Here is a 14050-nt window from a genome sequence, read left to right on the forward strand (position 1 = left end):
AAAAAAAGCGGCGGCTGAAGCTGCCAAAGAAACAGAATAACGCAGGAAAAAATTATGTTTAAGAAAATGGTGAGTTCGCCTCATACCCATTCAGGCAAATTAACCGCCCGTATTATGTTATGGGTGATTGCAGCCATGTTGCCTGCTCTGCTCACACAAATTTATTATTTTGGAATGGGTGTTTTGGTGCAATCCGCCTTGGCTATTTCTTTCGCATTATTACTTGAGTTTATTGTGACCAAATTGCGCAATAAGGCAAATCTTGTCTATATTTCAGATTTTAGCGTGGTGCTTACTGCCTTAATTTTAGCGATGGCGATTCCGCCTTATGCACCTTATTGGGTGATTTTAATCGGTACGCTTTCTGCTGTTATTCTAGGCAAACACGTTTATGGCGGCTTGGGACAAAATCCTTTTAATCCGGCTATGGTGGGTTATGTGGTGCTATTGATTTCTTTCCCTCTACAAATGACAAGTTGGATGCCGCCTATTTCATTATTAAATGAACCCCCAACATTTGCGGATTCGCTTTCTTTAATTTTCACAGGCTTAACCACTGACGGTTTTAGCTTAAGCCAACTCGTCCATTCCATTGATGGAATTACACAAGCGACGCCATTAGACAGCGCAAAAATCTTCTATAACTTACATCAAGGCGATGAAAGCGTATTCCATGATTTTGTAAAATTGCCGATTTTATTACAAAACGGGACTGACTTTGCTGAAGGTTGGTGGCAGGTTAATCTGGCATTTATGCTTGGTGGGATTGTATTAATCTTAAAGAAAAAAATTCACTGGCAAGTTCCTGTTTCAATGCTCGTGACCTTTGTGACCTTAGCAACAATCACTGCGATGTCAGGCCATCATCATTTAAGTATGATAAGCCAACTCTTTAGCGGTGCCATGATGTTCGGCGCATTCTTTATTGCGACTGACCCTGTCACAGCTTCTATTACACCTCGTGGTAAGCTTGTATTTGGTACTTTGGTTGGACTATTGGTTTACCTTATTCGTTACTTTGGAAACTACCCTGACGGCGTGGCATTTGCGATTTTGTTAAGTAATATTTGTGTACCACTTATCGATCACTATACCCGCCCTCGTGTAGCTGGCCACTTTGCAAAAGGGAGAAAATAATGGGTATTTTAAAAGTCACCTCCCGTTTTGGTTTGTTATTAGGTTTTATTGCGCTTACATGTACCGCTGTTTCTGCAGGCATTTATATGCTGACAAAAGATAAAATTGATGAAGCCATGGCTGAACAACAAAAAGCGTTATTACTCCAAGTGATCCCTCAAGATTATTTTAATAATAACTTGCTTGAAAGCGTAGAAACACCTGAGCAAGATAAACTCAAAGGCATTCAAAAACTCTATTTTGCTATTAAAGATCATGTACCCACTGCCTATGCTTATGAAACAACAGCACCAGATGGTTATTCAGGGAATATCCGTTTATTAGTAGGAATCACACCAAAAGGTGAAGTTTTAGGTGTGCGTGTCATCGAACATCATGAAACCCCAGGATTGGGCGATAAAATCGAACTTCGCATATCTAATTGGATTTTAAGTTTTACGAACCAAGTTATCGTACCAGAAAGCCTAAAAGATTGGGCGGTCAAAAAAGATGGCGGTAAATTTGATCAATTTTCTGGCGCAACCATTACGCCACGCGCGATTGTAAATCAAGTAAAACGTTCTGCTCTCGTGATGCTTGAAAATGAGGCATTACTCAACGAGATGGCAAAAAAATACGCGCAATAGGATATTTATTATGACTGATTTAACCGAAAAAACGACCTCACTTGATGAGCAAAGTGCGGTTGAAAATTCAGAAGAAATAACGCAAACGCCTTCTATTTGGAAAGAAATCTTTATTCAAGGCGTATGGAAAAATAACTCAACCCTCGTGCAATTATTGGGGCTTTGTCCGCTCTTAGCTGTATCAAGTACTGCGACGAATGCATTGGGTTTGGGCCTTGCAACTATGTTGGTTTTAACCTGTACAAACACCGTTGTTTCGCTCTTTCGTAAACAAATCCCTCATGAAATCCGTATTCCGATTTATGTGATGATTATTGCCACCACCGTAACCGTGGTGCAATTATTGATGAATGCTTATACCTATACACTCTATCAAGCTCTTGGGATTTTTATTCCTTTAATCGTGACTAACTGTATCGTCATCGGTCGTGCCGAAGCCTTTGCCTCTAAAAATAGCGTAGCACATGCAGCCTGGGATGGTTTTTCGATGGGATTAGGTATGGCATTAAGTATCACCGTATTAGGTGCGCTACGTGAAATCCTAGGCCAAGGTACCCTTTTTGAAGGCATTGAAAACCTATTTGGTCAAGGCGCCAAATTCCTGACATTACATATTTATCACGCTGACAGCAGCTTTTTACTCTTTATTCTTCCGCCAGGTGCGTTTATTGGATTAGGCATTCTACTGGCGATTAAAAACCGAATTGATATGAAAAAATGAACCAAGCTAAACGAATTGAAATCCTCACTCGACTTCGGGAGCAAAACCCGCATCCAACCACGGAATTAGAGTATAATTCGCCTTTCGAATTACTCATCGCTGTGATTTTGTCAGCTCAAGCGACCGATAAAGGCGTGAATAAAGCGACAGCAAAATTATTCCCTGTGGCAAATACCCCACAAGCTATTTTAGATCTCGGCTTAGAGGGGTTAAAAGAATACATTAAAACCATCGGGCTTTATAACAGCAAAGCAGAAAATATCATTAAAACCTGCCGTGATTTAGTTGAAAAACACAACGGTGAAGTACCTGAAAGTCGTGAAGCCTTAGAAGCCCTTGCGGGAGTCGGCAGAAAAACGGCGAATGTAGTGTTAAATACCGCTTTCGGTCATCCAACTATTGCAGTGGATACGCATATTTTTCGCGTATGCAACCGCACAAACTTTGCCCCTGGCAAAGATGTGGTAAAAGTGGAAGAAAAACTACTCAAAGTTGTGCCAAAAGAATTTAAAGTGGATGTACATCACTGGCTGATTTTGCACGGGCGCTATACTTGTACCGCGCGCAAACCTCGATGTGGAGCTTGCATTATTGAAGATCTCTGTGAATACAAAGAAAAAACAGAATATTAAACGAATAAAATCAAACGGAATATATTATGACAACAAACAATCAATCTCGCCAAACATGGTCTAGCCGACTAACTTATGTGCTCACCGTTGCGGGTGCGACAGTTGGCTTTGGGGCAACGTGGCGCTTCCCTTATTTAGTGGGTGAAAATGGCGGCGGTGCCTACGTACTCCTCTTTTGTATCGCGATGATTGTCATTGGTATCCCGATGATTTTAGTAGAAAATGTTATCGGACGCCGTTTGCGTGTGAATTCCATTGATGCCTTTGGCGACAAAATCCAAGATAAAGGTAAAAACATCTCCAAATATTGGAAGATTCTTGGTTACATGGGGCTTCTTGGCTCATTTGGTATCATGGCTTATTACATGGTATTAGGTGGTTGGGTGATGTCTTATATCATCAGCCTGATGAATAATACCCTTGATATCAGTACCCCAATTACAAAAGAAGTGGCCAAAGATTTCTACGATTTACACATCAGCAACAGCCCATGGGAAATCATGCTCTACACCTTCCTGTTTGTGGCAGTGAATTACATTATTTTAGCGAAAGGTATCATCGGCGGGATTGAACGTTCCGTAAAATACTTAATGCCATTACTCTTCATTTTCCTCATCGGCATGGTGATTCGTAACCTTACCTTACCGGGTGCAATGGAGGGTGTGACTTTCTACTTAAAACCAGATTTCAGCAAAATTACACCTAAATTATTCATTTTCGTATTAGGCCAAGTGTTCTTCGCATTAAGCCTTGGTTTCGGTGTATTAATTACTCTCTCAAGCTATTTAAATAAAGAAGAAAACCTTATTCACACAGCCGTTATTACAGGCTTCACAAATACTATTATCGCTGTGTTATGTGGTTTTATGATCTTCCCATCATTATTCACATTCGGCATTGAACCTAACGCCGGGCCAACTTTGGTTTTCCAAAGTTTACCAATTGTATTCTCACATTTATGGGCGGGTAAATTCTTTGCTATCGTATTTTTCGGCTTATTGCTTATTGCGGCATTAACCACGTCAATTACGATTTACGAAGTCATCATCACCGCATTACAAGAAAAACTCAGAATGCGCCGTGGTAAAGCGATTTTTGTTACCTTAATGGGAATTTTCTTATTAGGTAACGTGCCATCTATTCTAGGTGATAACCTTTGGAAAGATTTCACCATTTTCGGTAAAAGCATTTTCGATACCTTCGATTTCGTCAGCGGAAATATTCTCTTTATGCTGACCGCACTTGGCTGTGCCATTTTCGTTGGTTTCGTGTTAAAAGATGATGCCAAAAAAGAGCTATCACCAACACCAAATTCACGCTTCACAACAATTTGGTTTAACTATGTTAAGTTTGTGGTTCCAGTGATTATTTTGGTGATTTTTATTAGTAATATGTAATAAAAAAACCGAGCTATTTCGCTCGGTTTCTTTTTTACCTATACCCTATTTTGCTTCTGCTTGAGTCTTTTTCTCTTCAAGTTCTTCCCAACGAAGGAAGGCTGTTTCAAGTTCCGCTTCAGTATCCGCTAATTCTTTAAGCTTAGCATCCGTTACATCATGGGCTTGTTGGAAAAAGTGAGGGGCACCAATTTCAGCTTGAAGTGTGGTGATTTTCTCTTCCAATTCTTCCAATAATTGTGGAAGTTGTTCTAACTCACGTTGTTCTTTGTAAGAAAGTTTAACGGATTTTGGCTTTTGAGAAACAACGTCATTTTTAACCGCACTTTCCTGTGCTTTTGGTGCTTCTTTTTTGACTTTTTGAGCTTCTTGCTCTGCTTTCATCGCAAAGTAATTGGCTTGTTGTCCCTTTGCATCAAAGAAACCGCCCACGTATTTATTCAATACGCTGTCGCCTTCAAAGAAATAACACTCAGTCGCGACATTATCAATAAACTGACGATCATGGCTGACAATCAATAGCGTGCCTTGATAATCCGTGAGGATTTCTTCCAATAATTCTAAGGTTTCTACATCCAAGTCATTGGTTGGTTCATCGAGAATCAGTAAGTTATTCGGTTTCAGTAATAATTTAGCCAATAACAAACGGTTACGTTCACCACCTGAAAGCGCTTTTACAGGTGTCATCGCACGTTTGGGTGGAAATAAGAAATCCTGCAAATAGCCCAAAACATGACGTTTTATGCCATTGACTTCAATATCCTGCTTGCCATCGGCAACGTTATCCATCACCGTTTTTTCTGGATCAAGATCAGCACGATATTGGTCAAAATAAGCAATGTCTAATTTTGTACCGCAATGAATGCGACCGCTGGTTGGCTTGGTTTCACCTAATAAAAGTTTAATAAACGTGGTTTTTCCACAGCCATTTGGGCCAACCAATGCAATTTTATCGCCACGTAAAATGGTCGTGCTGAAATCTTTGAGCAGCTGTTTGCCTTCAATCTCATAAGACACATTTTCCATTTCAAACACGATTTTGCCTGAACGACTTGAGTTATCTAATTGTAACTTAGCAGTACCCATCACCTCACGACGTTGGCGACGTTCTTCACGCATGGCTTTTAAAGCGCGCACGCGGCCTTCATTACGTGTACGACGCGCTTTAATCCCTTGACGAATCCAAACTTCTTCTTGCGCTAAACGCTTATCAAAAAGGTCATTTTGCAATGCTTCAACACGTAAGCTTTCCTCTTTAGCGGTGAGATATAAATCATAGTTACCTGGATAAGACACTAATTTCCCGCGATCTAAATCAACAATACGAGTCGCCATTTTACGGATAAAAGAACGGTCGTGGGAAATAAACACAATACTTCCAGTAAATTCTAATAAGAAGTTTTCTAACCATTCAATTGCATCTACGTCCAAATGGTTGGTCGGTTCATCTAATAACAAGACATCGGGGTTACACACCAACGCACGAGCAAGAGCGGCTTTACGCAACCAACCACCCGATAAATCGGCTAATTTGGTATCGGGATTTAACTCGAGCTTTTGCAGGACTTCATTGATTTTATTTTCAAACTGCCAACCATTGGCATGCTCTAATTTTGCTTGCACTTGTGCTAGCTGGTTAAGAGTTTGTTCGCTGTAATTTTGTGTCAACTCTTGCGAAATATGGTGATATTCCTTTAACAAATCTGCTAAATGTTCAATGCCTTCTGCCACATAATCAAATACATTCCCTTCAGCATGGCGAGGCGGATCTTGTTCTAAACGTGAAACCACTAAATCTTTTTCATACTGCACTTTGCCGTCATCCATGGTGACTTGCTGTGCAATAATTTTTAATAAAGTCGATTTACCTGCCCCGTTACGCCCCACCAAACATACGCGCTCATTGGGTTCAATATGCAGTTCAGCGTGATCAAGTAACGGATGATCACTAAAAGAAAGATAAGCGTTAGTTAAACTAATTAATGCCACAAAATTGTCCTATAAATTCAAAATATCAATAAAAATAACCGCACTTTAGAGCTGATGATAAACCTTTAAAGCATAGGCATCTGACATGCCTGCGATATAGTCACAAATAATACGTTTTTTGCCCTGTTCTGGCGCATTTTTCCAACGAGTAGCCGTATTCGTTGGCAATAAACGTTCTGGGTCAGACTCAAAAATCTGGAACATTTCCGTAAGAATGCGTTGGCCTTTATATTCAATACGTTGCGTTTCCACATGACGAATCACGTATTTCCATACAAACTTTTTGAACACATTTAATGCCGCAATCACATCTTGCGGTAGTTCTGCATTATAACGTAACAAAGGTTCATCAAAATTACCGGTGACTTTCCAACGCACATGAGTAATAAAGAAATTCACTAATGCACCAATGGCATTTTTACGCTCGAAATGATGGTTGGAGAATAATCGTTGGCTGACTTGCTCTATATTTTTTGCCAGCCAATCTGAAGGAATCGTTTTAAGTTCATCCAATGCTTCTTGCCACTGATGTTGATTTACTACACCGGTCACAATCGCATCTTCTAAATCATGTACCCCATACGCAATATCATCCGCCAATTCCATAATGCTGCAATCTAAAGATTTAAATTGTGTTTTTAAAAACTCGGCAGGATTTGACCGCACTTTTTGAAATGAACCAAACAAAGTGCGGTCATTTTCAGAAAGGTTTTGCAATAGCCAATTAAACATTGTGACGTCATCACGGAATAACCCTTTTCCTGGTTTCCAGTCGCTAATTTTGACATAGCGTGGATCAGCGTTTTCAGTATGCGGCAACTGGGCATATTGAGGGGAAGATAAGTCTAAAATATTCGGATATTTCACCACACCTAAAATGGCACGACGTGTTAAATTCATCCCTGCTGTTTCAGTATAGGGCTCAAGTTTAGTAATAATACGAAATGTCTGCGCATTGCCTTCAAAGCCGCCATGATTCCGCATCATATAATTGAGCGCTACTTCCCCACCATGACCAAACGGCGGATGACCAATATCATGCGCAAAGCACAAACTTTCAATTAAATCATTGCTTGGTAATAAAGGCTTGAGTTGTTTCTGTAATTCACTTTTTTCGATATGAAGCTGGTCTGAAATAGCAACATAACTTTCCGCAAATTTTAATTGGGAAACCAGGCTGCTACCGATTTGTGCTACTTCTAGAGAATGAGTTAGGCGCGTGCGATAAAAATCATTTTCGCCCACCGCGTGAATCTGTGTTTTGGCTTGCAGACAACGGAAAGCAGCAGAATGTAAAATCCGCCCGCGATCACGACGAAATGGTGGTCGGTGATCTTTTTCGCGAGGTGGATCAGGAAGGAAACGTTCGGTCCAAAAATCAGCTAATTGGGTTCTCATAAAAATAGATGAATAACTTTGAATACTAAGGGCGCTAAAATTGAGCTCATAATACCGCAAAGTACCAAAGAAATCGAACTATAACTACCGGCTTTCGGATTAGCTTCCATACAGCTTACCGTGCCGAGTGCGTGAGAAACGGCACCAACAGATAAACCTACGGCTTCTTGTTGTTTAATACCGAGTTTTTTCAAGATGAGATAACCAAAAACCGAACCTTGTAAACCTGCAACAATCACGCCTACGGCTGTAACGGCTGGAATACCGCCTAAATGAGAAGACACTTCCATCGCAATTGGCGTGGTAATTGATTTTGGCAATACGGTAGCGACCATTTCAGGGCTTGCCCCTAAAATAATCGCAAAAATGGCACCGGTAAACATGGAAAACAGAGAAGCCAATGTCACCACAGAAAGAATAATTTTCCACTGTTTCGCAATTTGACGAAGTTGTTCATACAACGGTAACGCCAGCGCAACAATACTCACGCCTAATAAATTATTAATCGGCGCATTACCCGCCATGTAATCATCATAAGGAATATCGCCAACTACTAAAATCAGCACAAGAATTGATACTGTGAGCACGAACGTATTGAAAATCATGGATTTCCAACGTTTACTGATTTGTAATGCGAGCCAAAATCCGAAAATCGTTAAAATGGTATAAAGATAAATTGCATACTGCATAATAAAACCTTAGTCAGCTTGAAGATTGCGTCTTTCTAATACTTTTTTACGCTTATGGGTAAAGGATTGTTTATAAAATAAATAGTTTCCTATAAATGCAATAACTAAAAGTGTCAGAACGGTACTGAGAATATTTGGGATGAGCAAAACTTTCCATTGGCTAACGAGTAAATCATAATATTTGATAATCCCCACGCTCACAGGCACAAAAAGAACCGCCATGTATCGGATCAATAAGCTCGAGCCGAAATAAATCCACTCCAGGTGAATCACATGAGTCGTTAAACCTAAAAAAAGTAACAATAACCCCCAAATACTGCCTGGAATCCCCACTGGAATGTATTGAGAAATCAAATTGCCGAGTAGTAACATAATGTATAAAATGATGAGCGAACGAGCGAGTTGAACGCCTTTTTGGAGTAACATATTTCCTCTATCAACTTTTTTAATAATAATTAAAAATTATTTTACGCTTTTTTGTTAAAATTACCCATCCATTTTAGCGAAATTTTGCGATGCAGATCAAAGAAATTCCAAATGATTAAAAATGCTTTCTTATTTTTAGCCCTAATTTTGACCGCACTTTGGACGCAATTTTCAGTCGCTACTGAACGCCAAATGGCATGTTGGGTTGTAGGGGTCAGCGATGGCGACACCTTAACTTGCCTCTTACCCACTAAAAAACAACTCAAAGTGCGATTACAAGAAATTGATGCACCGGAAAAAGGCCAACCATTTGGAAAGAAAGCCAAACAATATCTTTCACAACTGGTTTTCAAACAAAATGTGACGTTGTCCGTTTCTGGTTACGATCGTTACCAACGTATTTTGGCAACGGTTTACCTGCAAGAACAAAACATCAACTTAGAAATGGTAAAAAACGGCATGGCGTGGGTTTATCCGCAATATGTTAAAAATCCACTCTACTTTCAGGCACAAGATTTTGCCCAACAACAAAAAATTGGCTTATGGCGAGATTCCAACCCTATTGCCCCTTATGAATGGCGAAAACAGAACAAAGCAGGCAAACATGGAGGTCAACATGGCTTTTGATTATCAATCATTTAAAAATGAATTTCCTTATTTTAAATCGTCAAATGCCGTGGTTTATTTGGATAATGCGGCAACAGCATTAAAACCTCAAGCACTAATTGATGCAACAAGTACTTTTTATCAATCGGCAGGCTCCGTGCATCGTAGTCAGTATGAAGCCGCACAAACAGCACAATATGAAAATGCCCGCCACTTAGTTAAAACCTTAATTAATGCAGAAGATGAAAAAGCGGTGATTTGGACTTCAGGAACGACGCATAGCATTAATTTAGTCGCTAACGGTTTACTCCCCTCTTTGCATACGGATGACGAGATTTTAATTAGCCAAGCAGACCATCATGCTAATTATGTTACGTGGCATGAGACAGCGAAAAAATGCGGGGCAAAAATTCAAGTGTTGCCTATTTTGGATAATTGGTTAATTGATGAAAATGCCTTAATTGCAGCCTTAAATGAGAAAACTAAATTAGTGGCGCTCAATTTTGTTTCCAACGTAACGGGAACGGAACAACATATCCAACATTTAATTCGAGTAATCCGTCAACATAGCAATGCGCTCATTTTAGTGGATGCCGCTCAGGCTATTAGCCATATACAAATTGATTTGCAGGCATTAGATGCGGATTTTATTGCCTTTTCGGCACACAAAATTTATGGACCAAACGGCATTGGTATATTAAGCGGAAAATTAAGCTCACTTTCTCTGCTACAACCGCTTTTTTACGGTGGAAAAATGATTGAGCGCGTATCCCATGAATGTATTACTTTTGCCGATTTGCCTTATCGATTAGAGGCGGGCACACCAAATATTGCGGGCGTGATTGGCTTTGGTGCAGTGCTAGATTGGCTCAAAAAATGGGATTTTCAGGCAGCCGAAGCTTATGCCGTTGCTCTTGCTGAGCAAAGTAAAGTGCGGTTAAAAAACTATCCAAATTGTCGTTTATTTAATTCACCGCAACCGAGTTCAGTAGTATGTTTTGTTTTTGATGGGATTGCGGCTTCGGATCTTGCTACCCTATTAAGTGAACAGAAAATTGCGTTGCGTGTGGGTGAACATTGTGCCCAACCTTACTTAGCCCGTCTTGGCGAGCGTACTACATTAAGACTTTCTTTTGCGCCTTATAACAGCCAACAAGATGTGGACGCTTTTTTTGCGGCATTAGATAAATCCTTAGAGTTATTAGCATGCTAGAAAACATTAAACAGGCAAAAAATTGGGAAGATCGCTACCGTTTTATTATTCAAGCGGGTAAGCATCTCCCTCAACCTTCTCCTGATGAATTGGCTCAAATGCAATCGATTCAAGGCTGTGAAGCGGGACTTTGGTTTATGCCCATTCCACAACATGACGATACGTTTCAATTTCAAGCTTACAGCGAAGCGCGCATTATGAATGGCTTGTTATGGTTGTTGTTACAAAACATCAACGGCCAAACCCGAAACCAATTACAACAATTTAATATTCGTCAATTTTTTGATGAGCTTGGTGTTGCCTCCCGCTTAAGTGAAACCCGCTTAAACGGTTTAAAACAAATTGAAGAAATCTTGCACAATCTGTAATTATGTATCTGATCGAACCCTTTTTTAAATTAACTGCCTTAGAAAATGACATCGGCCAACAAAGCCGTTTACTCAATGCAATCATCGACCAATGGCGTTATAACGGGCAAATTATCGGCCGTGAAATCCCGCTTTATTTAACGGAGGAAGACGATCAACAAGGTTTTGCAATGCGCGTTATTTGCCCTGAGCAAGATAGCCTTTTGCCCAAGAACAATAACCAAACTGTGAATCTGGCAATGGAAAATGCTGAAAAGTGCGGTCTAAATTTTCAAGGTTTTCAAATTATTGCCGATGATTTAAATGCTGACAGTACAGCTGAATGTAACCGACCTGCATGGCAGATGCTCTACACCACGCATTTACAATCTTGCTCGCCATTACATAGCGGGGATGATTTCTCCCCAATTCCGCTCTATAAACAGCTAAAAAATCAACCGCACTTAAGCCAAGATTTAATTAAATGGCAGGAAAATTGGCAGGCCTGCGATCAGTTGCAAATGAATGGTTCGGCTTTAGAAAAAGAAGCATTAAATGAAATCTTCGAGGTTAATAGCACGCTCAGCAAACATGGACGCTACCTTGCTGCTGAAATCGAAAAAGAAAACGGCATACCGACCTATTATTATTTATACCGTGTCGGTGGACATTCTTTAGAATCGGAACAACAACGCTGTTGCCCGCAATGTGGTGGCGATTGGACATTAGACGCACCACTATTTGATGTAATTTACTTTAAATGCGACCAATGTCGATTAGTCTCGAATGTGTCGTGGAATTTTTTATAACGCTTTCGTCATTCAGGAAAACAAATGAACTATCAAGATAAAAGCCTTCAATCTTTAAAACTCGGTCAAGCAACAGAATATGCTGCGAATTATGACCGCACTTTGTTACAACCCGTGCCTCGAAAACTCAATCGTGATGGCTTAGGCATAACTGAACAACAGCCATTTTCCGAAGGGGCGGATATTTGGACAGCCTACGAAATTTCTTGGTTAAATCCAAAAGGTTTGCCACAAGTAGCTATTGCCGATGTGGAAATTGATTATCGCAGTGAAAATTTAATTGAATCGAAAAGCTTTAAACTCTACTTAAATAGCTTTAACCAAAGTAAATTTGCTGATTTTGCTAGCGTAGAACACACTATGCGTGAAGATCTAAGTGCTTGTGCTCAAGGCGAGGTCAAAGTACGTTTGCATCCTTTATCCCATTATCAAGGACAAAGTATTGATACTTTACCGGGCGATTGCATTGATGATCAGGATATCGAAATCCACAGCTACGAATTTGATGCAGACATTTTGCAAGATTGTACGTCCAATAACGTGGTGGAAGAAACCTTAGTAAGCCATTTATTGAAATCTAACTGTCTTATCACCAGTCAGCCGGATTGGGGAACCGTGCAAATTCATTATGTGGGTAAGCAAATCGATCGCGAAAAACTTCTCCGCTACATAGTGTCTTTCCGTCAACATAATGAGTTTCACGAGCAGTGTGTCGAGCGTATTTTCTGTGACTTGATGCATTACGCCAAACCAGAAAAACTCACCGTCTATGCGCGTTATACGCGCCGTGGTGGATTGGACATTAATCCATTCCGTTCGAACTTTGAGGAAATTCCACAAAATTTACGTTTGGCAAGACAATAAGTAAAAAGAAAAAGTGCGGTGAAAATCAACCGCACTTTTTACTTTATACGTGACGTAAATCGTGAGCTTGTTGTAATAACTGACGACTTTCTTGCAAGAATTGATCAGAATATTCCCCAAACCATTCTCTCACTTGATGGAAAGCATCAATAAATCCTTGACGATCGCCTTTTTCAAAGAATTGTAACGCTTCTTCATAGGTTTGTTTCAAACTTTCAATCACATCTAAATTTTCTGGCTTATCCATAATAATATCTGCATAAAGTGCCGCATCTTGAGCAAATAGACGACCAATCATAGCTAATTCCAAACGATAAATCGGGGAAGATAGCGCCAATAAATTGCTTAAATTGACGGGCTGTTTAGAAAGATGCAGACCATTCGCAAAAGTGGAAAAGTGACGTAATGCTTGAATATACGTCATATTGTGATCATGCTCAGCTGCATCAATTTGGTAAATTTTTGCACCCCAGATTTGAATTTGCTCCAGTAACCATTCATAACACTCACTAAAGCGCCCATCACAACACACAACCACTTGTTTTGCCATGCTCGCAATATCAGGGCCAAACATTGGATGCAATCCAACTACCGCCCCTTTATGCACCTCTAACATTTTAGCTAATGGAGCACGTTTCACGGAGGTGAGATCCACCAGTAGCATATTTTCCGTTAAATAGGGTTTTAAACGTTCTATGGTTTCTAACGTGTGATCAATTGGCACGGAAACAATGACAACATCTGCATTCGTTAAAATGCGTTCTGCCACATCCCAATCATTCAGATCTAAAATAGAAATAGGATAACCAGAAGCGCGCAAATAGCGGGCAAGTAATTGCCCCATTTTTCCGTAACCGCCGACAATAACAATTTTGTTAATGGCTGGATTCAGGGTTTTAAAACCAAACTGATTTTCATTGGAATACGATTCACGCATGAAACGACGAAGCACATCTTCGATAAGTTGTGGAGAGATTCCCGCTTTCGCCGCCTCTTCTCGGCGCGCTTGTAGCATTGCTAATTCACGTTCTGGCGCATAAATTGGTAAACCTTTTTCATGCTTAACCTCTCCTACCTGGCTTACCAGTTCGAGGCGTTTAGCAAAAAGTTGAATCAGTTCACGATCGAGCGCATCAATTTCCTGACGTAAATGGTTAAGGACATCCATAATTCACCTGTAATATCTTATTTACATT

Annotated in this window: 15 protein-coding genes; 10 read left to right on the forward strand and 5 right to left on the reverse strand. The window is 40.1% G+C overall.

The window, feature by feature from the left end:
• Positions 1–54 precede the first annotated feature (54 nt).
• The 5 genes from rsxD to HMPREF2732_RS06455 are packed head-to-tail and all read left to right on the forward strand — an operon-like array spanning position 55 to position 4513.
• Entirely contained in the window at positions 55–1137 is a 1083-nt protein-coding gene (gene rsxD / locus HMPREF2732_RS06435; protein WP_070592144.1) for an electron transport complex subunit RsxD, read from the forward strand.
• Positions 1137–1763, forward strand: coding sequence for an electron transport complex subunit RsxG (gene rsxG, locus HMPREF2732_RS06440; RefSeq protein ID WP_070592148.1), 627 nt, complete (start codon positions 1137–1139; stop codon positions 1761–1763). The genes rsxD and rsxG overlap by 1 nt, the downstream gene beginning before the upstream one ends.
• Before the next feature lie 10 nt (positions 1764–1773).
• Complete coding sequence (locus HMPREF2732_RS06445) at positions 1774–2484, forward strand: electron transport complex subunit E (protein WP_005699035.1); 711 nt, start codon at positions 1774–1776, stop codon at positions 2482–2484.
• A complete protein-coding gene (gene nth, locus HMPREF2732_RS06450) occupies positions 2481–3116 on the forward strand; it encodes an endonuclease III (RefSeq protein ID WP_005696036.1) in 636 nt (211 codons plus the stop codon). Before HMPREF2732_RS06445 ends, nth begins: the two co-directional genes overlap by 4 nt.
• A gap of 26 nt (positions 3117–3142) precedes the next feature.
• Positions 3143–4513, forward strand: a complete 1371-nt coding sequence (locus HMPREF2732_RS06455) for a sodium-dependent transporter (RefSeq protein ID WP_070592150.1) — start codon at positions 3143–3145, stop codon at positions 4511–4513.
• 45 nt (positions 4514–4558) lie between these two features.
• Here the strand turns inward: HMPREF2732_RS06455 and HMPREF2732_RS06460 are convergent, their stop codons facing one another.
• From HMPREF2732_RS06460 to HMPREF2732_RS06475, 4 genes are read right to left on the reverse strand one after another with little or no spacing between them, the layout of a single operon-like run.
• Positions 4559–6502, reverse strand: a complete 1944-nt coding sequence (locus HMPREF2732_RS06460) for an ABC transporter ATP-binding protein (RefSeq protein WP_070592152.1) — start codon at positions 6500–6502, stop codon at positions 4559–4561.
• A gap of 45 nt (positions 6503–6547) precedes the next feature.
• The gene (locus HMPREF2732_RS06465) at positions 6548–7900 is read right to left on the reverse strand and encodes an anti-phage deoxyguanosine triphosphatase (RefSeq protein ID WP_070592154.1); all 1353 of its coding nucleotides are present in this window, start codon (positions 7898–7900) and stop codon (positions 6548–6550) included.
• Positions 7897–8592 carry a CidB/LrgB family autolysis modulator gene (locus tag HMPREF2732_RS06470; protein ID WP_070592158.1) on the reverse strand — a complete coding sequence of 232 codons (696 nt, stop codon included), beginning with the start codon at positions 8590–8592 and terminating at the stop codon, positions 7897–7899. Before HMPREF2732_RS06470 ends, HMPREF2732_RS06465 begins: the two co-directional genes overlap by 4 nt.
• A 6-nt stretch (positions 8593–8598) precedes the next feature.
• A complete protein-coding gene (locus HMPREF2732_RS06475; protein WP_070592160.1) occupies positions 8599–9015 on the reverse strand; it encodes a CidA/LrgA family protein in 417 nt (138 codons plus the stop codon).
• A gap of 111 nt (positions 9016–9126) precedes the next feature.
• Between HMPREF2732_RS06475 and HMPREF2732_RS06480 the strand changes: the two genes are divergently transcribed.
• From HMPREF2732_RS06480 to queF, 5 genes are read left to right on the forward strand one after another with little or no spacing between them, the layout of a single operon-like run.
• Complete coding sequence (locus tag HMPREF2732_RS06480; RefSeq protein WP_005699019.1) at positions 9127–9642, forward strand: thermonuclease family protein; 516 nt, start codon at positions 9127–9129, stop codon at positions 9640–9642.
• Positions 9632–10834, forward strand: coding sequence for a cysteine desulfurase (locus tag HMPREF2732_RS06485; protein ID WP_070592163.1), 1203 nt, complete (start codon positions 9632–9634; stop codon positions 10832–10834). Before HMPREF2732_RS06480 ends, HMPREF2732_RS06485 begins: the two co-directional genes overlap by 11 nt.
• Positions 10828–11202 (forward strand): SufE family protein, encoded by a 375-nt coding sequence (locus HMPREF2732_RS06490; protein WP_070592165.1) that lies wholly within the window; start codon positions 10828–10830, stop codon positions 11200–11202. The genes HMPREF2732_RS06485 and HMPREF2732_RS06490 overlap by 7 nt, the downstream gene beginning before the upstream one ends.
• Positions 11203–11204: 2 nt before the next feature.
• On the forward strand, positions 11205–11990 hold the full coding sequence (locus tag HMPREF2732_RS06495; protein WP_070592168.1) for a Zn-ribbon-containing protein: 786 nt from the start codon (positions 11205–11207) through the stop codon (positions 11988–11990).
• 24 nt (positions 11991–12014) lie between these two features.
• Complete coding sequence (queF, locus tag HMPREF2732_RS06500; protein ID WP_070592170.1) at positions 12015–12854, forward strand: NADPH-dependent 7-cyano-7-deazaguanine reductase QueF; 840 nt, start codon at positions 12015–12017, stop codon at positions 12852–12854.
• A 43-nt stretch (positions 12855–12897) separates the two neighbouring features.
• Here the strand turns inward: queF and tyrA are convergent, their stop codons facing one another.
• Positions 12898–14022: a bifunctional chorismate mutase/prephenate dehydrogenase gene (tyrA, locus tag HMPREF2732_RS06505; protein ID WP_070592173.1), complete on the reverse strand. Its 1125-nt coding sequence runs from the start codon at positions 14020–14022 to the stop codon at positions 12898–12900.
• Positions 14023–14050 lie beyond the last annotated feature (28 nt).

It is taken from the genome of Haemophilus sp. HMSC061E01, from assembly GCF_001810345.1.
In the GTDB taxonomy this organism is placed as follows: domain Bacteria; phylum Pseudomonadota; class Gammaproteobacteria; order Enterobacterales; family Pasteurellaceae; genus Haemophilus_D.